Raw genomic sequence first — 24,251 nt, forward strand, 5'->3', positions numbered from 1 at the left:
GTGTGGCGAAACACTCCAGCAGCGGTAATTAATTGCCGCTGCTTATTTTTCTCCAGCCGTAAGGTAACGTCTGCCGACTGAACATCCTGTCATGGTCAACAGTGAAAGGATGATGTCGTGCTTATCTTATTAGGTTACCTGGTTGTTCTCGGTACAGTTTTCGGCGGTTATTTGATGACCGGTGGAAGCCTTGGAGCACTCTATCAACCCGCTGAACTGGTGATTATTGCCGGTGCAGGCATTGGGTCGTTTATCGTCGGCAATAATGGCAAAGCAATCAAAGGTACGCTTAAGGCGCTGCCATTGTTGTTTCGTCGCTCTAAATATACCAAAGCAATGTATATGGATTTGCTGGCGTTGCTTTACCGTCTGATGGCGAAATCGCGGCAAATGGGCATGTTCTCACTGGAACGCGATATTGAAAATCCACGAGAGAGCGAGATCTTCGCCAGTTATCCGCGCATCCTCGCGGATGCCGTTATGCTGGATTTTATCGTCGATTATCTGCGCCTGATTATCAGCGGCCACATGAATACCTTCGAAATTGAAGCCCTGATGGACGAAGAGATAGAAACGCATGAAAACGAAGCGGAAGTCCCGGCGAACAGCCTGGCGTTGGTCGGAGACTCTCTTCCTGCGTTTGGTATTGTTGCGGCTGTAATGGGGGTGGTGCACGCACTAGGATCAGCCGATCGTCCTGCCGCCGAGTTGGGGGCGCTCATCGCACATGCGATGGTGGGGACTTTCCTCGGTATCTTATTGGCTTACGGATTTATTTCCCCGTTGGCGAGTGTTTTGCGCCAGAAAAGCGCCGAAACCAGCAAAATGATGCAGTGCGTCAAAGTCACCCTGCTTTCTAATCTGAACGGTTACGCGCCGCCTATCGCCGTTGAATTTGGTCGCAAAACGCTCTATTCCAGTGAACGTCCGTCGTTTGTTGAACTGGAAGAGCATGTGCGCGCGGTGAAAAATCCGCAGCAGCAGACGACAACCGAGGAAGCATGAAGAATCAAGCGCATCCGATTATTGTCGTCAAACGACGCAAAGCGAAATCCCACGGCGCAGCACATGGTTCGTGGAAGATTGCTTATGCTGACTTTATGACCGCGATGATGGCTTTTTTTCTGGTGATGTGGCTTATCTCCATCTCCAGCCCAAAAGAGCTGATTCAGATTGCGGAATACTTCCGTACGCCGCTGGCGACAGCGGTAACGGGCGGAGATCGCATTTCTAATAGTGAAAGCCCAATTCCCGGCGGCGGTGATGATTTCACCCAAAGCCAGGGAGAAGTGAATAAGCAGCCGAACATTGAAGAACTTAAAAAACGCATGGAGCAAAGTCGGCTGCGGAAATTGCGTGGCGATCTCGACCAGCTTATTGAATCAGACCCGAAACTACGGGCGATGCGTCCACATCTCAAAATCGATCTGGTACAGGAAGGTTTACGTATCCAGATAATTGATAGCCAGAATCGCCCGATGTTTAAAACCGGTAGTGCTGATGTCGAGCCCTATATGCGCGACATTCTGCGCGCCATCGCGCCGGTGCTGAACGGTATTCCTAACCGTATCAGCCTTTCCGGTCATACCGATGATTTCCCTTACGCCAATGGTGAGAAAGGTTACAGCAACTGGGAGCTTTCCACTGAACGCGCCAATGCGTCGCGCCGTGAGCTAATGGTGGGAAGTCTGGCTGATGGCAAAATTTTACGCGTTGTCGGCATGGCGGCGACCATGCGCTTAAGCGATCGCGGCCCGGATGATGCCGTTAATCGTCGAATCAGTCTGTTGGTACTGAATAAACAAGCCGAACAGGCCATTTTGCATGAAAACGCCGAAAGCCAGAATGAGCCGGTAAGCGTCCTGGAAAAACCTGGGGTAACACCGCAGGTCAGTGTTTCCACAATGCCATCAGCCGAATCGAGGTGACAGCGTGAGCATGGATATAAGCGATTTTTACCAGACATTTTTTGATGAAGCGGACGAACTGTTGGCCGATATGGAGCAGCATCTGCTGAATTTACAGCCAGAAGCGCCAGATGCCGAACAATTGAATGCCATCTTTCGTGCGGCCCACTCCATCAAAGGAGGGGCGGGAACCTTTGGCTTTAGCGTATTGCAGGAAACCACGCATCTGATGGAAAACCTGCTCGACGAAGCCAGACGCGGTGAAATGCTGCTTAACACCGACATTATCAATCTGTTTTTGGAAACGAAGGACATCATGCAGGAACAGCTCGACGCTTATAAACAGTCGCAAGAGCCGGATGCCGCCAGCTTTGACTATATCTGCCAGGCCTTACGTCAACTGGCAATAGAAGCGAAAGGCGAATCGACACCCGCCATGGCCCGGTTAAGTGTGGTTGCCAAAAGTGAACCGCAAGATGAACAGGGTAACAGTGAGTCGCCGCGACGAATTCTACTTTCGCGTCTGAAGGCGGGAGAAGTCGATCTCCTGGAAGAAGAGCTGGGTCATTTGACAACGTTAACTGATGTGGTGAAGGGGGCGGATTCTCTCTCGGCAATATTACCGGGCGACATCGCCGAAGATGACATCAAAGCGGTGCTCTGTTTTGTGATTGAGGCCGATCAGATTACCTTCGAAACAGTAGAGTCCGCGCCCAAAATATCCCCGCCACCGGTACTTAAACTGGCAGCCGAACAAGCACCAGCAGGGCGAGTGGAACGGGAAAAAACGTCGCGCGGTAGCGAATCTAGCAGCATCCGCGTGGCGGTTGAGAAGGTTGATCAGCTGATTAATCTCGTTGGCGAACTGGTGATTACTCAGTCGATGCTGGCCCAGCGCTCCAGTGAACTGGACCCGGTGAATCATGGGGATTTGATTACCAGCATGGGGCAGTTACAACGTAACGCCCGCGATTTGCAGGAATCAGTGATGTCGATTCGCATGATGCCAATGGAATATGTCTTTAGCCGCTATCCCCGGCTGGTGCGCGACCTGGCGGGTAAACTTGGCAAACAGGTGGAACTGACGCTGGTGGGCAGTTCCACCGAACTCGACAAGAGTCTGATAGAACGCATTATCGATCCTCTGACCCACCTGGTACGCAATAGCCTCGACCACGGTATTGAACTGCCAGAAAAACGACTCGCTGCGGGTAAAGATAGCGTTGGAAATTTAATCCTGTCTGCCGAACATCAGGGCGGCAACATCTGCATCGAAGTGACCGACGATGGCGCGGGGCTTAATCGAGAGCGGATTCTGGCAAAAGCCGCCTCGCAAGGTCTGAGCGTTAGCGACAACATGACTGACGACGAAGTGGCGATGTTGATATTCGCCCCTGGTTTTTCCACGGCGGAGCAGGTCACCGATGTCTCCGGGCGCGGCGTCGGCATGGATGTCGTCAAACGTAATATCCAGGAGATGGGTGGCCACGTTGAAATCCAGTCGAAGCAGGGCGTTGGCACCACAATCCGCATTTTACTGCCGCTAACGCTGGCGATCCTCGATGGCATGTCGGTACGCGTTGCTGACGAAGTTTTCATTCTGCCGCTTAACGCCGTCATGGAATCACTACAACCTCGTGAAGCCGATCTCCATCCACTGGCAGGCGGCGAGCGAGTACTGGAAGTGCGTGGTGAATATCTGCCCATCGTCGAACTGTGGAAAGTGTTCAACGTCACAGGCGCGAAAACCGAAGCTACAGAGGGGATTGTTGTCATTCTGCAAAGTGGCGGTCGCCGCTACGCCTTGCTGGTGGATCAGTTAATTGGTCAACATCAGGTGGTGGTTAAAAACCTTGAAAGTAACTATCGCAAAGTCCCTGGCATTTCTGCTGCAACCATTCTTGGCGACGGCAGCGTGGCACTGATTGTTGATGTCTCCGCCTTGCAGGCGATAAACCGCGAACAACGTATGGCGAATACCGCCGCCTGATTGAGTAAAAAGGGAATAAATATGACCGGTATGACAAATGTAACAAAGCTGGCCAGCGAACCGTCAGGCCAGGAGTTTCTGGTATTTACCCTCGGTGACGAAGAGTACGGCATCGATATTCTGAAAGTGCAGGAGATCCGTGGCTACGATCAGGTTACGCGGATTGCCAATACACCCGCGTTTATCAAAGGCGTCACTAATCTGCGCGGCGTGATTGTGCCAATTATCGATTTGCGTATTAAGTTCAGCCAGGTGGATGTGGAGTACAACGATAACACGGTGGTTATCGTTCTGAATCTTGGGCAGCGGGTGGTCGGCATTGTGGTAGATGGCGTTTCAGATGTTCTTTCGTTGACGACGGAACAAATTCGCCCGGCACCGGAATTTGCTGTGACGCTTTCCACAGAATACCTCACCGGCCTGGGCGCGCTGGGCGATCGCATGCTAATTCTGGTTAATATCGAAAAACTGCTGAATAGCGAAGAGATGGCTCTGTTGGATAGCACGGCATCAGAAGTCGCATAATTTATCCCGCTGTACTCAAATGAAATGAGCCCGATACCCTGCGGATCGGGTTTTTCATTTTAATTTCGCCATGACTGGCATCAGAAATAAAGTTTCCCTCCTTCCTGCCGATAACGAAACCAACTTGTTTTCAGGAAGGTGCCTTATGATTAACCGTATCCGCGTAGTCACGCTGTTGGTAATGGTGCTGGGGGTATTCGCACTGTTACAGCTTATTTCCGGAAGTCTGTTTTTTTCTTCTCTTCACCATAGCCAGAAAAGTTTTGTGGTTTCCAATCAATTACGGGAACAACAAAGCGAGCTGACCTCAACCTGGGATTTAATGCTGCAAACGCGCATTAACCTGAGTCGTTCAGCGGTGCGGATGATGATGGATTCATCCAATCAACAAAGTAACGCTAAAGTTGAATTGCTTGATAGCGCCAGGAAAACATTGGCCCAGGCTGCAATCCATTATAAAAAATTCAAAATCATGGCACCGTTACCTGAAATGGTCGCTACCAGTCGTAATATCGACGAAAAATATAAAAACTATCACACAGCATTAACAGAACTGATTGATTATCTTGATTATGGCAATACCGGAGCCTATTTCGCTCAGCCAACCCAGGGAATGCAAAATGCGATGGGCGAAGCCTTTGCCCAGTACGCCCTCAGTAGTGAAAAACGGTATCAAGATATCGTCACTGACAACGCGGATGATTACCGATTTGCCCAGTGGCAACTGGCGGTTATCGCGCTGGTGGTGGTATTGATTCTGCTGGTGGCGTGGTACGGCATCCGCCGCATGCTACTTAACCCGTTAGCGAAGATCATTTCTCACATCCGGGAAATTGCTGGTGGCAATCTGGCGCATACCCTCAGCATTGCTGGACGCAGCGAAATGGGCGACCTGGCACAGAGCGTTTCACATATGCAACGCTCTCTGACTGACACGGTCAACCATGTGCGAGAAGGTTCAGACGCTATCTATGCTGGTACTCGTGAGATTGCTGCGGGGAATACCGATCTTTCCTCCCGTACTGAACAGCAGGCATCGGCGCTGGAAGAAACGGCCGCCAGCATGGAACAGCTCACAGCAACAGTGAAACAGAACGCCGATAACGCCCGTCAAGCCTCGCAACTGGCGCAAAGTGCCTCCGATACTGCTCAGCATGGTGGCAAAGTCGTGGACGGTGTGGTGAAAACCATGCACGAAATTGCCGACAGTTCGCAGAAAATTGCTGACATTATTAGCGTTATTGATGGCATTGCTTTCCAGACCAATATCCTGGCACTGAACGCGGCTGTTGAAGCCGCCCGAGCAGGGGAACAGGGGCGTGGTTTTGCCGTGGTGGCGGGCGAAGTGCGTAATCTCGCCAGTCGCAGCGCCCAGGCGGCAAAAGAGATCAAAGCGCTGATTGAAGATTCCGCCTCCCGCGTTGATACCGGTTCGGTGCTGGTAGAAAGTGCCGGGGAAACCATGACGAATATTGTCAATGCCGTCACCCGTGTTACCGACATTATGGGCGAGATTGCCTCTGCATCGGATGAACAGAGTCGCGGTATCGATCAAGTGGCGTTGGCAGTGTCGGAAATGGATCGCGTCACCCAACAAAACGCATCGCTGGTGCAGGAGTCTGCCGCGGCGGCGGCGGCCCTTGAAGAGCAGGCCAGCCGTTTAACGCAAGCAGTTTCCACATTCCGTCTGGCTGCAAGCTCGCAAACGAATAAACCACAATCCCGTCCAACCACTGAACAACCACCCGCACAGCCGCGACTGCGTATTACTGAACAAGATCCAAACTGGGAAACATTTTGATGAGTATTTACTCACTCGGTCATTTCAGCCAGATGGATCAGGTGATGCAACAAAACGTCGCACTGGCAGAAGAAGCGGCGGCAACGGCACAACGGGTGAATCAGTGGTTTCCTGAAGTGACTGAGAAGGCGCTATGACATCATCTCTGCCCTGCGGGCAAACGTCTTTATTGTTACAGATGACCGAGCGCCTGGCGCTTTCCGACGCGCATTTTCGGCGGATAAGTCAATTGATCTATCAACGTGCGGGGATAGTCCTGGCGGACCACAAACGCGACATGGTTTACAACCGCCTGGTGCGCCGTTTGCGCTCGCTGGGGCTTGCAGACTTCGGCCATTATCTGAATTTACTGGAATCTAATCAGCACAGCGGCGAGTGGCAGGCGTTTATTAATTCGTTGACTACAAACCTGACGGCATTTTTCCGCGAGGGGCATCATTTCCCATTGCTCGCGGAGCACGCCCGCCACGCCTCTGGTGAATATCGCGTATGGAGTGCGGCGGCATCGACAGGTGAAGAACCGTACAGCATTGCGATGACGCTGGCGGACACGCTGGGCACCGCGCCCGGACGCTGGAAAGTGTTCGCCAGCGATATCGACACCGAAGTGCTGGAGAAAGCCAGAAGCGGCATTTATCGCCATGAAGAGCTGAAAAACCTGACGCCGCAACAACTCCAGCGCTACTTCATGCGCGGCACAGGGCCGCATCAAGGGCTGGTGCGTGTGCGTCAGGCACTGGCGAACTACATCGATTTTTCCCCGCTGAATTTGCTGGCGAAACAGTACGCTGCGCCGGGGCCGTTCGATGCGATCTTCTGTCGTAACGTCATGATCTACTTCGATCAAGCGACCCAGCAGGAGATTTTGCGCCGCTTTGTACCGCTGCTTAAACCCGACGGATTATTGTTTGCGGGTCACTCTGAAAACTTTAGCCACCTTGAGCGCAGCTTCACATTGCGTGGACAGACGGTGTATGCGCTAAGTAAGGATTAACGATGAGCAAAATCAGGGTGTTGTCGGTCGATGACTCGGCACTGATGCGCCAGATAATGACAGAAATCATCAATAGTCATAGTGACATGGAAATGGTAGCGACGGCTCCCGATCCGCTGGTCGCGCGTGATTTGATTAAGAAATTCAACCCTGATGTGCTGACGCTGGACGTCGAAATGCCGCGTATGGACGGACTGGATTTCCTCGAAAAATTAATGCGTTTGCGACCGATGCCAGTAGTGATGGTTTCTTCTCTGACTGGCAAAGGTTCCGAAGTCACGCTGCGTGCTCTGGAGTTGGGGGCGATAGATTTTGTCACCAAACCGCAACTGGGGATCCGCGAAGGAATGCTGGCGTATAGCGAAATGATTGCCGAAAAGGTGCGTACAGCAGCAAGGGCAAGCCTTACTGCGCATAAACCGTTATCGGCACCGACAACGCTGAAGGCCGGACCGCTCTTGAGCTCAGAAAAGCTGATTGCGATTGGCGCCTCAACGGGGGGAACAGAGGCGATTCGTCACGTATTGCAACCGTTGCCGCTTTCCAGCCCGGCACTGTTAATTACCCAGCATATGCCGCCCGGTTTTACCCGCTCTTTTGCCGACAGACTAAATAAGCTGTGCCAAATCGGCGTGAAAGAAGCCGAGGACGGAGAACGCGTCTTGCCGGGGCATGCCTATATCGCCCCGGGCGATCGGCATATGGAACTGGCGCGTAGCGGCGCGAATTATCAAATCAAAATTCACGATGGCCCGGCGGTTAATCGCCATCGGCCATCGGTAGATGTGTTGTTCCATTCGGTGGCCAAACAGGCGGGGCGTAATGCGGTTGGGGTGATCCTGACGGGCATGGGCAACGACGGCGCGGCGGGAATGTTAGCAATGCGTCAGGCGGGGGCATGGACTCTTGCGCAAAATGAAGCAAGCAGCGTGGTGTTCGGCATGCCGCGCGAGGCCATCAATATGGGTGGCGTCTGCGAAGTGGTCGATCTTAGCCAGGTAAGCCAGCAAATGCTGGCAAAAATCAGTGCCGGACAGGCGATACGTATTTAAATCAGGAGTGTGAGATGGCGGATAAAGAGCTTAAATTTTTGGTTGTGGATGACTTTTCCACCATGCGACGCATCGTGCGTAACCTGCTGAAAGAGCTTGGATTTAATAATGTTGAGGAAGCGGAGGATGGCGCCGATGCTCTCAATAAGTTGCAGGCGGGAGGATATGGTTTTGTTATCTCCGACTGGAACATGCCAAACATGGACGGCCTGGAATTGCTGAAAACGATTCGTGCTGATGGCGCGATGTCAGCATTGCCGGTGTTAATGGTGACTGCGGAAGCGAAGAAAGAAAACATTATTGCCGCAGCACAAGCGGGGGCCAGTGGCTACGTGGTTAAGCCATTTACCGCCGCGACGCTGGAGGAAAAACTCAACAAAATCTTTGAGAAACTGGGCATGTGAGGATGCGACTATGATGCAACCATCAATTAAACCTGCTGATGAAAATTCTGCTGGCGATATCATTGCGCGCATCGGCAGCCTGACGCGTATGCTGCGCGATAGTCTGCGGGAGCTGGGGCTGGACCAGGCCATTGCAGAAGCGGCGGAAGCCATCCCTGATGCTCGCGATCGTTTGTACTACGTTGTGCAGATGACTGCCCAGGCTGCGGAAAGGGCGCTCAACAGTGTTGAGGCTTCACAACCGCATCAGGATCACATGGAGAAATCAGCAAAAGCGTTAACCCAACGCTGGGATGACTGGTTTGCCGATCCCATTGACCTTGCCGACGCTCGCGAACTGGTGACCGATACACGGCAATTTCTGGCGGATGTGCCGACGCATACCGGTTTTACCAATGCGCAGTTGCTGGAAATCATGATGGCGCAGGATTTTCAGGACCTCACCGGGCAGGTCATTAAACGAATGATGGATGTCATTCAGGAGATTGAACGCCAGTTGCTAATGGTGCTGCTGGAAAATATCCCAGAACAGGATGCACGTCCGAAACGTGAAAGCCAGAGTTTGCTGAATGGACCACAGGTTGATACCAGCAAAGCCGGTGTGGTAGCCAGTCAGGACCAGGTGGACGATTTGTTGGATAGCCTTGGATTCTGATTTGTATTGCCTGATGTGACGCGGCCGCGTCACATCAGGCGGTCGGATGACGCCGCATCCGACAAACGCACACTATGCATGATGTGTGGCAGCAAAAGCCCTAAATCCCGCCTTTTTTACCCCTTACTCAAACCATTGAACGCTTTGCGCTCTGGCATCATTCACGCTTATTACTCTTTCCAGGATTGGCGACGTGTCTGACGAGAGCGACGACAAAACAGAAGCCCCCACACCTCACCGACTTGAAAAAGCGCGGGAAGAGGGGCAAATCCCGCGTTCCCGTGAATTAACGTCGCTGCTGATTTTGTTAGTGGGCGTGTGTGTTATCTGGTTTGGCGGTGTGTCGCTGGCTCGTCGATTGTCGGGCATGCTCTCCGCGGGATTGCATTTTGATCACAGTATTATCAATGACCCGAACCTGATCCTCGGGCAGATTATTTTGCTGATCAGAGAAGCCATGCTGGCGCTGCTGCCGCTGATTAGCGGCGTGGTGCTGGTGGCGCTCATTTCTCCGGTGATGCTGGGTGGGCTGGTATTTAGCGGCAAATCCTTGCAGCCGAAGTTTTCCAAACTCAACCCGCTACCGGGCATTAAACGGATGTTCTCGGCACAAACCGGTGCGGAGTTGCTTAAAGCGATTTTGAAATCCATCCTGGTCGGCAGTGTGACGGGGTTTTATCTCTGGCACCACTGGCCGCAAATGATGCGCTTAATGGCGGAGTCCCCCATTACCGCCATGGGTAATGCGATGGATCTGGTAGGGCTGTGCGCACTGCTGGTGGTGCTTGGTGTCATTCCGATGGTGGGATTTGACGTCTTTTTCCAAATCTTCAGCCACCTGAAAAAGCTGCGTATGTCACGGCAGGATATTCGTGATGAGTTCAAACAAAGCGAAGGCGACCCTCATGTCAAAGGGCGAATCCGTCAGATGCAGCGAGCAGCGGCGCGGCGGCGGATGATGGCCGATGTGCCGAAAGCGGACGTTATCGTCAATAACCCAACTCACTACTCAGTGGCTTTGCAGTACGACGAAAACAAAATGAGTGCGCCAAAAGTCGTTGCCAAGGGCGCGGGGCTGGTGGCATTACGCATTCGTGAAATAGCCGCTGAAAATAACGTCCCGACCCTCGAAGCGCCGCCGCTGGCGCGTGCGCTGTATCGACATGCTGAAATCGGTCAACAAATACCGGGTCAACTATATGCCGCCGTGGCGGAAGTGCTGGCCTGGGTCTGGCAACTGAAACGTTGGCGTCTGGCTGGTGGACAGCGCCCTGTACAACCTACTCATCTTCCGGTGCCGGAAGCCCTGGATTTTATTAACGAGAAACCGACCCATGAGTAATCTGGCCGCGATGCTGCGCCTGCCTGCAAACCTGAAATCGACACAATGGCAGATCCTTGCCGGACCGATTTTGATCTTGCTGATTTTGTCGATGATGGTGCTGCCATTGCCTGCATTCATTCTCGACCTGCTGTTTACCTTTAATATCGCGTTGTCGATTATGGTGTTGCTGGTGGCGATGTTTACCCAGCGTACGCTCGAGTTTGCCGCGTTTCCGACAATCTTACTGTTCACCACGCTGTTGCGTCTGGCTCTTAACGTAGCTTCAACCCGTATTATTTTGATGGAAGGGCATACCGGCGCGGCGGCGGCTGGGAAGGTGGTCGAAGCGTTCGGTCACTTCCTCGTTGGTGGCAATTTCGCTATCGGTATCGTGGTGTTCGTCATTCTCGTGATCATCAACTTTATGGTCATTACCAAAGGTGCTGGGCGTATCGCAGAAGTGGGCGCGCGCTTTGTTCTCGATGGTATGCCGGGTAAGCAGATGGCGATTGACGCCGACCTGAACGCCGGATTGATTGGTGAAGATGAGGCGAAAAAACGCCGCTCCGAAGTGACTCAGGAAGCCGATTTTTACGGCTCAATGGACGGGGCAAGTAAGTTTGTTCGCGGCGATGCCATCGCCGGGATCCTCATCATGGTCATTAACGTTGTCGGCGGATTGCTGGTCGGTGTGCTGCAACATGGCATGAGCATGGGACACGCGGCGGAAAGTTATACGCTATTGACCATTGGCGACGGTCTGGTGGCTCAAATCCCGGCACTGGTGATTTCTACCGCCGCGGGGGTCATCGTTACGCGTGTCAGCACCGATCAGGATGTTGGCGAGCAGATGGTGAATCAGCTTTTCAGTAACCCAAGCGTTATGTTGTTAAGCGCAGCCGTGCTCGGTTTACTCGGCCTGGTGCCTGGAATGCCGAACCTGGTATTTTTGCTGTTCACGGCCGGATTGCTCGGGCTGGCCTGGTGGATCCGCGGACGCGAACAAAAAGCGCCTGCCGAACCCAAACCGGTAAAAATGGCAGAGAATAATGCCGTTGTCGAAGCGACGTGGAACGATGTACAACTGGAAGATTCTCTGGGAATGGAAGTGGGCTATCGACTGATCCCGATGGTTGATTTCCAACAAGATGGCGAGTTGTTGGGCCGTATACGCAGTATCCGCAAGAAATTTGCTCAGGAAATGGGCTTCCTGCCGCCAGTGGTGCACATTCGTGACAATATGGATCTGCAACCGGCACGTTATCGTATTTTGATGAAAGGCGTAGAGATTGGCAGTGGCGATGCTTATCCGGGGCGTTGGTTGGCGATTAACCCTGGTACCGCTGCCGGGACGTTACCTGGTGAAGCGACCGTCGATCCGGCTTTTGGTCTGAACGCTATCTGGATCGAAAGTGCGCTAAAAGAACAGGCGCAGATTCAGGGGTACACCGTGGTTGAGGCCAGCACAGTGGTGGCAACGCATCTTAACCATCTCATTAGCCAGCACGCCGCAGAGTTGTTTGGTCGCCAGGAGGCGCAACAATTGCTGGATCGCGTCGCCCAGGAGATGCCAAAGCTGACGGAAGATCTCGTTCCTGGTGTTGTCACGCTCACCACGCTACATAAAGTGCTGCAAAATCTGCTCGATGAAAAGGTGCCGATTCGCGATATGCGCACCATTCTCGAAACGCTGGCGGAGCATGCGCCCATCCAAAGCGATCCACATGAATTAACCGCCGTCGTGCGCGTGGCGTTGGGACGGGCGATTACCCAGCAGTGGTTTCCTGGCAAAGATGAAGTCCATGTTATTGGCCTCGATACACCGCTGGAACGTTTGTTACTACAGGCGTTGCAGGGCGGGGGCGGACTGGAACCAGGGCTGGCGGATCGTTTACTGGCGCAAACTCAGGAAGCGCTATCCCGTCAGGAGATGCTGGGTGCGCCGCCTGTATTGTTGGTGAACCACGCGCTGCGACCATTATTGTCTCGCTTCCTGCGCCGCAGCTTGCCGCAGTTAGTGGTGCTGTCGAATCTGGAACTATCTGATAACCGACATATCCGCATGACGGCGACAATTGGCGGTAAATGATGAGAACCTTATTGGCTATGCTGTTGTTTCCGGTGATTGCGCAAGCCGCCGGGGAGGGGATGTGGCAGGCAAGTAGTGTCGGAATTACGCTAAATCATCGCGGTGAGTCGATGTCGTCTGCGCCTCTTTCTACGCGACAACCTGCTTCAGGATTGATGACGCTGGTAGCGTGGCATTATCAGCTTATCGGTCCGACCCCCGCGGGACTGCGGGTACGTTTATGCTCACAATCTCGTTGTGTCGAATTAGAGGGGCAGAGCGGAACCACCGTGGCTTTTTCCGGTATAGCGGCAGCAGAACCGTTGCGCTTTATCTGGGAAGTGCCTGGCGGTGGGCGGTTAATTCCGCCGCTGAAAGTACAACGTAATGAAGTGATTGTGAATTATCGGCGGTGATAAAAAAGCCGATGTCCGTAACTGCGACATCGGCCTTTGACACATAACGCGATTACATACGCTCTACAGTCTCAATACCCAGCGTATCCAGACCCAGCTTCAGCGTCTTCGCCGTCAGTTGTGCCAGTTTCAGACGGCTGTTACGCACTTCTTCGTTTTCTGCGCTGAGGATCGGGCAGTGCTCGTAGAAGCCAGAGAACAGACCGGCCAGATCGTACAGATAAGCACACATCACATGCGGCGTGCCTTCACGGGCAACCACGGTGAGGGTTTCTTCAAACTGCAGCAGACGAGCAGCCAGTTGCGCTTCACGATCTTCACGGATGATTACCGGAGCTGAAGCCAGTTGCTCTTCGTTAATTTCTGCTTTACGGAACACAGACAAAACACGCGTGTAAGCATACTGCATGTATGGCGCGGTATTACCCTCAAACGCCAGCATGTTGTCCCAGTCGAAGATGTAGTCGGTAGTGCGGTTTTTGGAGAGATCCGCGTATTTCACCGCGCCGATACCCACCGCATTGGCCAGTTTTTCCAGCTCGTCAGCTGGCATATCCGGGTTCTTTTCTGCCACCAGACGACGTGCACGCTCCAGGGCTTCATCCAGCAGATCGGCCAGTTTCACCGTACCGCCCGCACGGGTTTTGAACGGTTTGCCGTCTTTGCCCAGCATCATGCCGAACATGTGGTGTTCCAGCGGTACGGATTCCGGCACATAGCCTGCTTTACGGACGATCGCCCATGCCTGCATCAGGTGTTGATGCTGACGGGAGTCGATGTAATACAGCACGCGATCGGCATGCAGTGTTTCATAACGATATTTCGCACAGGCGATATCAGTAGTGGTGTAAAGATAGCCGCCATCTTTCTTCTGAATGATCACGCCCATCGGTTCGCCTTCCTTGTTTTTGAACTCATCAAGGAATACGACGGTTGCGCCTTCGCTTTCTACTGCCAGACCTTTGGCTTTCAGGTCCGCTACGATACCCGGCAGCATCGGGTTGTAGAGGCTTTCGCCCATCACGTCATCGCGGGTCAGCGTCACGTTCAGACGATCGTAGGTGATCTGGTTCTGCGTCATGGTGATGTCGACCAGTTTGCGCCACATCTCGCGGAAGTATTCGTCACCGCTTTGCAGTTTTACCACGTAGTTACGTGCGCGCTCAGCGAACTCTTCATCTTCATCGTAATGCTTTTTCGCATCGCGGTAGAAACCTTCAAGGTCAGCCAGTTCCATTTCACCGGCGTTTTCCTGCTGCTGTTTTTCCAGCCACGCAATCAGCATACCGAACTGAGTACCCCAGTCGCCGACGTGGTTCGCGCGAATCACTTTGTGACCGAGGAACTCCAGAGTACGAACTGCTGCGTCACCAATAATGGTAGAGCGCAGGTGACCGACGTGCATCTCTTTCGCCACGTTCGGTGCGGAGTAGTCAACCACAATGGTCTGTTTTTCTGGCGTAGCAACACCGAGACGATCTGACGCCAGCGCCTGCTGAACATGTTCAGCCAGGAATGCCGGATCAAGGAAAATGTTGATAAAGCCTGGACCGGCGATCTCAACTTTGCTGGCGATACCGTTAAGATCCAGATGAGTCAGCACCTGCTCTGCTAATTGTCGCGGTGCCATACCCAGTTTTTTAGCAACTGCCATCATGCCGTTAGCCTGATAGTCGCCGAACTGAACTTTTGCTGACTGACGAACCTGCGGTTCGCAATCCGCAGGCGCGCCTGCCGCAATCATGGCCTGACGGACTTTTTCTGAGAGAAGAGCCTGAATATTCACCGGAATACCTTACATTGATGAAGCGAGCAAAAATTGCCCGCACCAGTTAAAGAAATTAGGGCGGGAGTATACTGCAAATGGCTGTTTTCGTCAGCAACGTGCGCGCGGCGTATTGCCGTTTTCACTATTGCATCAGAAGCGGCGTGAAATCAGCGGTTGGTTGGCACAGGGCAACAGGGTAAATTAACGCTTTTACTGAAAGACGAAGAGTGATTATGGCGAACTGGCAATCTATCGACGAGCTGCAGGATATTGCATCGGATTTACCGCGATTTACCCACGCATTAGATGAACTTTCCCGCCGTCTGGGGCTGGATATCACTCCGCTGACTGCCGATCACATTTCTTTGCGTTGCCATCAAAACGCCACCGCTGAACGCTGGCGTCGCGGGTTTGAACAGTGCGGCGAACTCCTGTCAGAAAATATGATCAATGGCAGGCCGATTTGTCTGTTTAAATTGCATGAACCGGTACAGGTTGCGCACTGGCAGTTTTCCATTGTGGAGCTACCGTGGCCCGGGGAAAAACGTTACCCGCACGAAGGTTGGGAACATATTGAAATCGTTCTGCCGGGCGAGCCAGAAACGCTGAATGCCCGTGCGCTGGCGTTGCTTTCTGATGAAGGACTCAGCCTGCCAGGGATCTCAGTTAAAACCAGTTCGCCAAAAGGTGAGCATGAGCGATTACCGAATCCGACGCTGGCGGTCACCGATGGCAAAACGACGATTAAATTTCATCCATGGTCCATTGAAGAGATCGTGGCCAGCGAGCAGTCGGCGTAATTAAGGAGCAAAAATGGCATTACTGGAAATTTGCTGTTACAGCATGGAATGCGCACTAACGGCGCAGCAAAATGGCGCTGACAGAATTGAATTGTGTGCGGCTCCGAAAGAAGGGGGCTTAACGCCGTCGCTGGGCGTGCTTAAATCCGTGCGTCAGCAGATAACGATTCCCGTGCATCCGATCATCCGCCCGCGCGGTGGTGATTTTTGCTACAGCGACGGCGAGTTTGCCGCCATTCTTGAGGATGTTCGTACTGTCCGCGAATTAGGCTTTCCGGGACTGGTGACGGGCGTTCTCGATGTTGACGGTAATGTCGATATGCCACGAATGGAAAAAATAATGTCTGCTGCCGGTCCGTTGGCCGTTACTTTTCATCGTGCCTTCGATATGTGTGCTAACCCATTAAATATACTGAATAATCTTGCGCAATTGGGCATTGCCCGGGTACTGACTTCCGGGCAAAAATCAGACGCTCTGCAAGGTTTATCAAAAATTATGGAACTTATTGCCTATGGTGATACTCCAATCATCATGGCCGGAGCAGGAGTCCGTGCAGAAAACCTGCACCACTTCCTCGATGCCGGAGTGCTGGAAGTCCATAGCTCCGCGGGAGCGTGGCAAGCCTCACCGATGCGTTATCGTAATCAAGGATTGTCCATGTCATCAGATGCACACGCGGACGAGTATTCGCGTTATGTCGTAGACGGGGCGGCGGTTGCTGAAATGAAAGGAATCATTGAACGCCATCAGGCCAAATGATTTTTACCGTTGCATCATGTCGCCCAATATGATGCTTGCTCGTACCAGGCCCCTGCAATTTCAACAGGGGCCTTTTTTTATTCCCTGTTAGTATAAAAAATGAACGATTACTGTGATGTGTAGAACGGGTGACAGTGCGCATAGCGTTGTGCTAAAAATATTTTATATATTCATATTAATTATGCGATTTAAATTACTAAAACTGACAAATATATATTATAAATAACGACTGGGTTATTCTTTCGCAATTAATGATTACATTGTAATAAATCATATTCTTTATCGATTATTTCAGGCAGTGTTGTGCCGAATTAAGCAAGTAGTCAATTCGTTGTATATTTATTTATACAATGATGTCGGTGTCCTGGAATTTAATTAGAGGAATCTATGCGAGGGAAAAAACGCATTGGGTTATTTTTTCTGCTGATAGCGCTTGTGGTTGGTGGCGGCGGGTTATTGCTTGCGCAAAAAGCCTTACATAAAACGTCGGATACAGCATTTTGTCTTTCCTGCCACTCGATGAGTAAACCTTTTGAGGAATATCAGGGAACTGTCCACTTTGCGAACCAGAAAGGTATACGTGCGGAATGTGCCGATTGCCATATTCCAAAGTCAGGGATGGATTATTTATTTGCCAAATTAAAAGCATCTAAAGATATTTATCATGAATTTGTTAGCGGCAAAATAGACAGTGACGATAAGTTCGAAGCGCATCGTCAGGAAATGGCCGAAACAGTATGGAAAGAATTAAAAGCATCGGATTCTGCAACGTGCCGTAGTTGCCATTCTTTTGATGCGATGGATATTGCCTCGCAAAGTGAATCTGCGCAGAAAATGCATACCAAAGCGCAAAAGGAGGGTGAAACGTGTATTGATTGTCATAAAGGAATTGCCCATTTCCCGCCAGAAATAAAAATGGATGACAACGCGGCGCATGAACTGGAAAGTCAGGCTGCCACTTCTGTGACCAATGGCGCACATATTTATCCTTTCAAACCTTCCCACATAGGCGAACTGGCCACTGTGAATCCTGGTACCGATCTCACCGTCGTTGATGCCAGTGGCAAACAGCCGATCATTCTGTTGCAGGGTTATCAAATGCAGGGCAGTGAAAACACACTTTACCTGGCGGCAGGTCAACGTCTGGCGCTTGCCACATTAAGTGATGAAGGTATCAAGGCGCTAACAGTAAACGGGGAATGGCAGGCTGACGAATACGGTAATCAATGGCGTCAGGCGTCATTACAAGGGGCGCTAATCGATCCCGTATTAGCGGATCGTAAACCATTATGGCAATACGCTGAAAAACTCGATGACACCTATTGTGCTGGATGCCATGCGCCTATTGCCGCTGACCATTACACCGTCAATGCCTGGCCCTCTATCGCCAAAGGAATGGGGGCGCGAACCAGCATGAGCGAAAACGAACTGGACATTTTGACGCGGTACTTCCAGTACAACGCCAAAGATATTACCGAAAAACAGTGATCCTCGTAGATCAGGGAGGAAGTTATGACATTAACAAGACGTGAGTTTATTAAACATAGCGGTATTGCTGCCGGGGCGCTGGTGGTGACATCGGCTACGCCGTTACCCGCATGGGCAGAAGAGAAGGGCGGAAAAATCCTCACCGCGGGTCGTTGGGGAGCGATGAACGTAGAAGTGAAGGACGGTAAGATTGTTTCTTCTACAGGCGCGCTGGCGAAGACCATCCCGAACTCCTTACAGTCTACGGCGGCGGATCAGGTACACACCACGGCGCGTATTCAGCATCCGATGGTGAGAAAAAGTTATCTCGACAATCCACTGCAACCGGCAAAAGGCCGTGGCGAAGACAGTTACGTTCAGGTGAGCTGGGAACAGGCATTAAAACTGATTCATGAGCAACACGATCGCATTCGTAAAGCTAACGGACCATCGGCCATTTTTGCTGGATCGTACGGCTGGCGCTCTTCTGGCGTGTTGCATAAAGCGCAAACCTTACTGCAACGTTATATGAATCTGGCGGGGGGATATTCCGGGCATAGTGGCGATTATTCAACCGGGGCTGCGCAGGTGATCATGCCGCACGTTGTCGGTTCTGTGGAGGTCTATGAACAGCAGACTTCCTGGCCACTGATTCTGGAAAACAGTCAGGTGGTGGTGTTGTGGGGCATGAACCCGCTGAATACCTTAAAAATTGCCTGGAGCAGTACCGATGAGCAAGGGCTGGAATACTTCCATCAGCTGAAAAAATCGGGCAAACCAGTGATTGCCATCGACCCTATCCGTTCCGAAACCATCGAGTTCTTTGGCGATAACGCGACCTGGATTGCGCCGAATATGGGGACCGACGTGGCGCTGATGTTAGGCATCGCGCATACCCTGATGACACAAGGTAAGCACGATAAAGCCTACCTTGAGAAATACACCACCGGCTATTCGCAGTTTGAAGAGTATCTGACCGGCAAGAATGATAATACGCCGAAGAGCGCGGCCTGGGCGGCAGAAATTACTGGTGTACCGGAAGCGCAGATTGTCAAACTTGCAGAACTGATGGCGGCGAATCGCACGATGCTGATGGCTGGTTGGGGGATCCAACGCCAGCAATACGGTGAACAGAAACACTGGATGCTGGTGACGCTGGCGGCGATGTTAGGGCAAATTGGTACACCGGGCGGCGGTTTTGGATTCTCTTATCATTACTCCAACGGTGGCAACCCGACGCGAGTTGGCGGCGTGCTGCCAGAAATGTCTGCGGCGATTGCCGGACAGGCAAGTGAGGAAGCTGATGATGGCGGAATGACCGCGATTCCGGTCGCCCGTATTGTCGATGCGCTGGAAAATCCTGGCGGGAAATATCAGCACAACGGTAAAGAGCAAACGTACCCAAATATCAAAATGATCTGGTGGGCGGGTGGCGGTAACTTTACCCATCACCAGGATACGAATCGTCTGATCAAAGCATGGCAGAAACCGGAGATGATCGTCGTTTCTGAATGCTACTGGACCGCAGCAGCCAAACACGCAGATATCGTATTACCGATCACCACATCGTTTGAGCGCAATGACCTGACGATGACCGGTGATTACAGCAACCAGCATATTGTGCCGATGAAGCAGGCTGTCGCTCCGCAATTTGAAGCGCGTAACGATTTTGACGTGTTTGCCGATCTTGCGGAATTACTGAAACCTGGCGGAAAAGAGATCTATACCGAAGGTAAAGATGAAATGGCGTGGCTGAAATTTTTCTATGATGCCGCCCAGAAAGGTGCGCGTGCGCAACGCGTGACTATGCCAATGTTTAATGCCTTCTGGCAGCAAAATAAACTGCTTGAAATGCGCCGCAGCGAGAAGAACGAGCAATATGTTCGCTATGGTGATTTCCGCGCCGATCCGGTGAAAAATGCGCTGGGTACGCCAAGCGGCAAAATTGAGATTTACTCCAAAACACTGGAAAAATTTGGCTATAAGGATTGCCCGGCACACCCAACCTGGCTGGCTCCTGATGAATGGAAAGGTACCGCCGACGAGAAGCAGTTACAGCTTCTGACCGCACATCCGGCACACCGTTTACACAGTCAGCTTAACTATGCGGAACTGCGTAAAAAATATGCGGTTGCCGATCGTGAGCCGATCACAATTCACACCGACGATGCTGCTCGCTTTGGTATTGCGAATGGCGATCTGGTCCGTGTCTGGAATAAACGTGGTCAGATCCTGACAGGCGCTGTGGTGACTGACGGGATCAAAAAAGGCGTGGTATGCGTGCATGAAGGTGCATGGCCGGATCTGGAAAATGGCTTGTGTAAAAACGGCAGTGCGAACGTGTTAACGGCGGATATCCCCAGCTCGCAGCTGGCGAATGCCTGTGCCGGTAACTCTGCGCTGGTGTATATCGAAAAATATACGGGCAATGCGCCGAAGTTAACGGCGTTTGATCAGCCAGCTATTCAGGCGTAAGAAGTAAATAGCGCCCGGATACGGGCGCTGAGGTTATGCAAACGAAAAACTGCCTGATGCGCTATGCTTATCAGGCCTACATAGTCCCTGCAATATATTGAATTAACAAGACTTTGTAGGCCGGATAAGGCGTTCACGCCGCATCCGGCAGTATTACCAGACCTTTACGGCTTACGTGCAATTAGCACCGCGCGTTTAGGCGCAGGATAACCTTCCACCGTTTTACCCGGATCATGTGAATCAAGAAAATCGGCCAGCGATTCGGTGACCATCCACTCGGTACGACGCTGCTCTTCTGTAGTGGTGACGCTCACATCCGCAATGCGAATATCAACAAAACCACACTTCTTCAGCCAGTTTTTCAACGCCAGGGCCGACGGGATGAAATAAACATTACGCATTTGTGCGTAACGATCGCCTGGTACCAGCACCGTGTTTTCGTCGCCATCAATAACCAGCGTTTCAAGCACCAGTTCACCCTCATTCACCAGTTGATCTTTCAACTGCCAGAGATGCTCCAGCGGTGAACGACGATGATAAAGCACGCCCATCGAAAAGACGGTATCAAAGGCTTTCAGTGCCGGAAGTTGTTCAATCCCTAACGGCAGCAGATGCGCCCGTTGGTCGTTACCCAACAGTTTACGCACTGCTTCAAACTGGCAGAGGAAGAGTTGCGTAGGGTCGATACCCACCGCAAGGTGTGCGCCTGCGCCAATCATGCGCCACATGTGATAGCCGCTGCCGCAGCCGACATCAAGAATGGTGCGCCCGGTTAAATCAGAAAGATGGGGCAGAACACGATCCCATTTCCAGTCGGAACGCCACTCGGTATCGATGTTGACGCCATACAGTGAGAACGGCCCTTTGCGCCACGGCATCAGGTTGCGCATCAGCGTTTCAATGCGCTTAATCTGCCCTGCGCTGAGTGGTTCTTCGCTTTCTGCCGTTACGCTATGCAATAAATCCAGACGATACGGTTTAATTTCAGGCAGAAATTCCACCGCGTTGGACCACTGTTTAAACAGACCGTGCTGCTGCTCGCGCTGCCAGTTAGCAATCTGCGCGGGCAGCGTTTCGAGCCAGTGTGAAAGATGATTTTTGGCAATCAGAGAATAAAAGTTACCAAAGTCGATCATGCAGCGTCCTCTGCTTTTAATGCCACCAGTGAACCAAAGTTAAAGCACTGGAACCACAGCTCGCTATGCTCAAAACCGGCTTTATGCAGGCGTGCCTTGTGGGTTTCCACGGAATCGGTCAGCATTACGTTTTCTAACATGCTGCGCTTCTGGCTGATTTCCAGCTCGCTGTAGCCGTTGGCACGTTTAAAATCGTGGTGCATGTTGAACAGCAGTTCACCAACTTTGGCATCTTCGAAACTGAATTTTTCCGAAAGCACCAGCGCGCCGCCCGGGTTTAGCCCTTGATAAATTTTATCCAGTAACGCCTGGCGCTCGGAAGGTTCCAGGAATTGCAGGGTAAAATTCAGTACCACCATCGACGCGTTTTCAATGGCAATATCACGAATATCACCCTCAATAACGTCAACAGGCGTAGGCGCTTTATAGGCGTCAATATGACGACGGCAGCGTTCAATCATTGCCGGGGAATTGTCGATGGCGATAATTTTACAATTATCATGATGAATGTTGCGACGCACTGAGAGCGTCGCCGCGCCCAAAGAACAGCCCAGATCGTAAATCTGCGTACCCGGTTGAACGAAGCGTTCAGCTAACATACCAATCATTGAAATAATATTGGAGTAGCCGGGAACGGAACGTTGGATCATATCCGGGAAGACTTCAGCTACCCGTTCATCAAAGGTCCAGTCGCCCAGTCTGGCGATAGGAGCAGAAAATAGCGTGTCGCGGTGAGACATAACGTAAAAATCCGGGAAAAAGAAAGTGGCGTATTGTGCGCTAACGTAGGGAGAAAACCAACTCCCAGGGCATATACCAAAGATTCGCCAGCACCATCAGCAATAGCGCACACCAGGTGGCGCTCATACCAGAACGTCGCCAGCGAAACAGACGGTGATGGAAACCGTAATAATGCATCAGACGACCAGCGAGCAAAACGAGGCCGCAAATATGCACCATCCAGGTTTCAGCACCATTCATTTCCATAAATAGCATCAATACAATCGCGATGGGAATATATTCCACCGCATTGCCATGAATACGAATAGCGCTTTGTAGTTCGCTAAAACCGCCGTCGCCATAGGCAACGCGATACTGCATTCGCAGGCGAACAACATCAAAAGAGAACTTCATTAATAACAACGCACCTAAAACGGCATACAGCGCGCTTACCATACAAACTCCCTTTAAAATGGCCGATGGCACTTGTCTATGATAGGTGGCAAATTCAGAAAAGAGAAGATTGCTGTGGAATAGCCGGGACTGCTCCGATCTCTGGAAGCATTTTACGTAAGTCTTCCCACAGTGTATGTACCAGCTCCGGTGCCTGGGCAATATCTGGCGTGTGCAGAAAAAGATAAGGCGTGGTGCTCTGCTGCCACTGCGCTAATTTCTGTAACCAGACCTGAAATAATTCCCTGTTTTGCGCCATATCATCGCTGCCGATAAAACGGATCAGCGGATTTGTCGCCGTTAGTACGGCATGTACCGGAACCTTCGGTTTCTTCCGTTGAGCGTCGCGTATGGCTTCATTATGCGGAGGTGCAGCATGAACCGGGCGGCTATCTAAAATCACCCGATTAACGCCGCGATGATGCAAACCGCGATTAAGCGTTTGTTCCGCTTCCCCTTTGGCGAAAAACAACGGATGACGCACTTCCACGCCATAGGTAAATTCACCAGGAAGAGAATCGAGAAAGTGCCAAAGCGCTGGCAGATCCTGCGGGCCGAAGGTGGCAGGCAGTTGCAGCCAGTATTGACCAATACGCGGTGCTAACGGTGACATACGGGTCAAAAATTCAGTCACTAAATCATCGCAATGACGCAACGCTGCCTGATGCGAAATGGTCGCCGGAAACTTAAAACAGAAGCGGAAGTCATCTGTGGTCTGCTCACGCCAGCGCAGGACAACCTCGGGTTTCGGCAGGGCGTATAGCGTGGTGTTGCCCTCCACGCAATTAAAGTAGCGGGCATACTCTTCCAGGCTGGTTATCCCCAGACGCCCCCATTTAGGATGCGACCATTGCGGCAGACCGATGTAAATCATAACGCGTTGAGGATCTCTTCCACACTGCGCACACGGGCGATGCGTGGATAGATATGGTTGATGCTGTTATTGTGCTGCTCGGCACTGGCGGCGCTACAGGCATCTTCGGCAATCACCAGATTAAAACCGAGTTCCCAGGCATTGCGGGCGGTGGACTCAACGCCGATATTGGTCGAGATCCCACATAACACTATTGTATCGATACCTCGGCGGCGTAATTGCAACTCCAGATCCGTACCGTAAAACGCACCCCATTGACGTTTGATGATTTCGATATCGCTGTCGGTTGCACCTAATGCAGCAGGATGTTGCCACCAATTTTCGGGCAACACTTTAGCCGGTGAGGGCGCATCGACCGGCTGTTTTAATGCTTCAGCATAATCGGCAGACCAGCCAACACGCACCAGAAACACGGGCTGACCGCTCGCGCGAAATTTCGCCGCCAGTTTTCCTGCGCGATTCACCACGTCTTCGGCAGTATGCGGACCACCGGCAAAAGGCAAGATGCCTTCCTGTAAATCAATCACCACTAGCGCTGTGGTTTTGGCATTAAGTTCAAGCATGATCACTCCAGATAAAACAAAATTGTGCCTCTCACCTTAATGCGATTAGCCGATGGCGGAACGACAAATTTTGTTAATTTTTATGAGTTCGGGCAACAC

The 24,251-nt window shown here is 51.8% G+C and carries 23 protein-coding genes; 17 read left to right on the forward strand and 6 right to left on the reverse strand.

Annotation, left to right across the window (positions count from 1 at the left end):
- Window positions 1-117: 117 nt before the first annotated feature.
- The 13 genes from motA to flhE all read left to right on the forward strand — a co-directional run bounded on the left by motA (window position 118) and on the right by flhE (window position 13,136).
- Window positions 118-1,005 (forward strand): flagellar motor stator protein MotA, encoded by an 888-nt coding sequence (motA, locus tag AACS80_RS14190; protein WP_130208527.1) that lies wholly within the window; start codon window positions 118-120, stop codon window positions 1,003-1,005.
- Window positions 1,002-1,928: a flagellar motor protein MotB gene (gene motB / locus AACS80_RS14195; protein WP_131161115.1), complete on the forward strand. Its 927-nt coding sequence runs from the start codon at window positions 1,002-1,004 to the stop codon at window positions 1,926-1,928. The genes motA and motB overlap by 4 nt, the downstream gene beginning before the upstream one ends.
- Before the next feature lie 4 nt (window positions 1,929-1,932).
- The gene (gene cheA / locus AACS80_RS14200; protein WP_138183836.1) at window positions 1,933-3,897 is read left to right on the forward strand and encodes a chemotaxis protein CheA; all 1,965 of its coding nucleotides are present in this window, start codon (window positions 1,933-1,935) and stop codon (window positions 3,895-3,897) included.
- 21 nt (window positions 3,898-3,918) lie between these two features.
- Window positions 3,919-4,422 (forward strand): chemotaxis protein CheW, encoded by a 504-nt coding sequence (gene cheW / locus AACS80_RS14205; protein WP_130218676.1) that lies wholly within the window; start codon window positions 3,919-3,921, stop codon window positions 4,420-4,422.
- Between the two features lie 145 nt (window positions 4,423-4,567).
- A complete protein-coding gene (gene tar / locus AACS80_RS14210; RefSeq protein WP_138183837.1) occupies window positions 4,568-6,223 on the forward strand; it encodes a methyl-accepting chemotaxis protein II in 1,656 nt (551 codons plus the stop codon).
- Complete coding sequence (locus tag AACS80_RS14215) at window positions 6,223-6,360, forward strand: hypothetical protein (protein WP_165383289.1); 138 nt, start codon at window positions 6,223-6,225, stop codon at window positions 6,358-6,360. The genes tar and AACS80_RS14215 overlap by 1 nt, the downstream gene beginning before the upstream one ends.
- A complete protein-coding gene (gene cheR, locus AACS80_RS14220; RefSeq protein ID WP_135410089.1) occupies window positions 6,357-7,217 on the forward strand; it encodes a protein-glutamate O-methyltransferase CheR in 861 nt (286 codons plus the stop codon). The genes AACS80_RS14215 and cheR overlap by 4 nt, the downstream gene beginning before the upstream one ends.
- Before the next feature lie 2 nt (window positions 7,218-7,219).
- A complete protein-coding gene (gene cheB / locus AACS80_RS14225; RefSeq protein WP_064529294.1) occupies window positions 7,220-8,269 on the forward strand; it encodes a protein-glutamate methylesterase/protein glutamine deamidase in 1,050 nt (349 codons plus the stop codon).
- A gap of 14 nt (window positions 8,270-8,283) precedes the next feature.
- Window positions 8,284-8,673, forward strand: a complete 390-nt coding sequence (cheY, locus tag AACS80_RS14230; RefSeq protein ID WP_000763855.1) for a chemotaxis response regulator CheY — start codon at window positions 8,284-8,286, stop codon at window positions 8,671-8,673.
- 10 nt (window positions 8,674-8,683) lie between these two features.
- The gene (gene cheZ, locus AACS80_RS14235) at window positions 8,684-9,328 is read left to right on the forward strand and encodes a protein phosphatase CheZ (protein ID WP_064529292.1); all 645 of its coding nucleotides are present in this window, start codon (window positions 8,684-8,686) and stop codon (window positions 9,326-9,328) included.
- 193 nt (window positions 9,329-9,521) lie between these two features.
- On the forward strand, window positions 9,522-10,670 hold the full coding sequence (gene flhB, locus AACS80_RS14240) for a flagellar biosynthesis protein FlhB (protein WP_130208511.1): 1,149 nt from the start codon (window positions 9,522-9,524) through the stop codon (window positions 10,668-10,670).
- On the forward strand, window positions 10,663-12,741 hold the full coding sequence (gene flhA, locus AACS80_RS14245; protein ID WP_000066967.1) for a flagellar biosynthesis protein FlhA: 2,079 nt from the start codon (window positions 10,663-10,665) through the stop codon (window positions 12,739-12,741). Before flhB ends, flhA begins: the two co-directional genes overlap by 8 nt.
- Complete coding sequence (flhE, locus tag AACS80_RS14250) at window positions 12,741-13,136, forward strand: flagellar protein FlhE (RefSeq protein ID WP_167852409.1); 396 nt, start codon at window positions 12,741-12,743, stop codon at window positions 13,134-13,136. Before flhA ends, flhE begins: the two co-directional genes overlap by 1 nt.
- A gap of 52 nt (window positions 13,137-13,188) precedes the next feature.
- Here flhE and argS read toward each other — a convergent pair whose 3' ends face one another.
- Window positions 13,189-14,922 (reverse strand): arginine--tRNA ligase, encoded by a 1,734-nt coding sequence (gene argS / locus AACS80_RS14255; protein WP_130208507.1) that lies wholly within the window; start codon window positions 14,920-14,922, stop codon window positions 13,189-13,191.
- Window positions 14,923-15,137: 215 nt separating this feature from the next.
- On the opposite strand from argS, the gene AACS80_RS14260 reads away from it, so the two are divergent.
- The 4 genes from AACS80_RS14260 to torZ all read left to right on the forward strand — a co-directional run bounded on the left by AACS80_RS14260 (window position 15,138) and on the right by torZ (window position 20,406).
- Entirely contained in the window at window positions 15,138-15,704 is a 567-nt protein-coding gene (locus AACS80_RS14260) for a VOC family protein (RefSeq protein WP_130218686.1), read from the forward strand.
- A 13-nt stretch (window positions 15,705-15,717) separates the two neighbouring features.
- Complete coding sequence (gene cutC / locus AACS80_RS14265) at window positions 15,718-16,464, forward strand: copper homeostasis protein CutC (RefSeq protein ID WP_135410087.1); 747 nt, start codon at window positions 15,718-15,720, stop codon at window positions 16,462-16,464.
- 387 nt (window positions 16,465-16,851) lie between these two features.
- Window positions 16,852-17,952: a NapC/NirT family cytochrome c gene (locus AACS80_RS14270; RefSeq protein ID WP_138183838.1), complete on the forward strand. Its 1,101-nt coding sequence runs from the start codon at window positions 16,852-16,854 to the stop codon at window positions 17,950-17,952.
- Window positions 17,953-17,976: 24 nt separating this feature from the next.
- Window positions 17,977-20,406, forward strand: coding sequence for a trimethylamine N-oxide reductase TorZ (gene torZ / locus AACS80_RS14275; protein WP_138183839.1), 2,430 nt, complete (start codon window positions 17,977-17,979; stop codon window positions 20,404-20,406).
- A gap of 164 nt (window positions 20,407-20,570) precedes the next feature.
- Here the strand turns inward: torZ and cmoB are convergent, their stop codons facing one another.
- From cmoB to AACS80_RS14300, 5 genes are read right to left on the reverse strand one after another with little or no spacing between them, the layout of a single operon-like run.
- On the reverse strand, window positions 20,571-21,542 hold the full coding sequence (gene cmoB / locus AACS80_RS14280; RefSeq protein WP_000564727.1) for a tRNA 5-methoxyuridine(34)/uridine 5-oxyacetic acid(34) synthase CmoB: 972 nt from the start codon (window positions 21,540-21,542) through the stop codon (window positions 20,571-20,573).
- Entirely contained in the window at window positions 21,539-22,282 is a 744-nt protein-coding gene (gene cmoA, locus AACS80_RS14285) for a carboxy-S-adenosyl-L-methionine synthase CmoA (protein WP_130208500.1), read from the reverse strand. Before cmoA ends, cmoB begins: the two co-directional genes overlap by 4 nt.
- A 40-nt stretch (window positions 22,283-22,322) precedes the next feature.
- Window positions 22,323-22,718: an MAPEG family protein gene (locus AACS80_RS14290; RefSeq protein ID WP_130208499.1), complete on the reverse strand. Its 396-nt coding sequence runs from the start codon at window positions 22,716-22,718 to the stop codon at window positions 22,323-22,325.
- A gap of 52 nt (window positions 22,719-22,770) precedes the next feature.
- A complete protein-coding gene (locus AACS80_RS14295) occupies window positions 22,771-23,589 on the reverse strand; it encodes a DUF72 domain-containing protein (RefSeq protein ID WP_135410085.1) in 819 nt (272 codons plus the stop codon).
- Window positions 23,586-24,152, reverse strand: coding sequence for a hydrolase (locus AACS80_RS14300; RefSeq protein ID WP_135410084.1), 567 nt, complete (start codon window positions 24,150-24,152; stop codon window positions 23,586-23,588). The genes AACS80_RS14295 and AACS80_RS14300 overlap by 4 nt, the downstream gene beginning before the upstream one ends.
- Between the last annotated feature and the right edge of the window lie 99 nt (window positions 24,153-24,251).

The sequence above is a fragment of the Escherichia sp. E4385 genome (genome assembly GCF_963883145.1).
GTDB lineage: Bacteria > Pseudomonadota > Gammaproteobacteria > Enterobacterales > Enterobacteriaceae > Escherichia.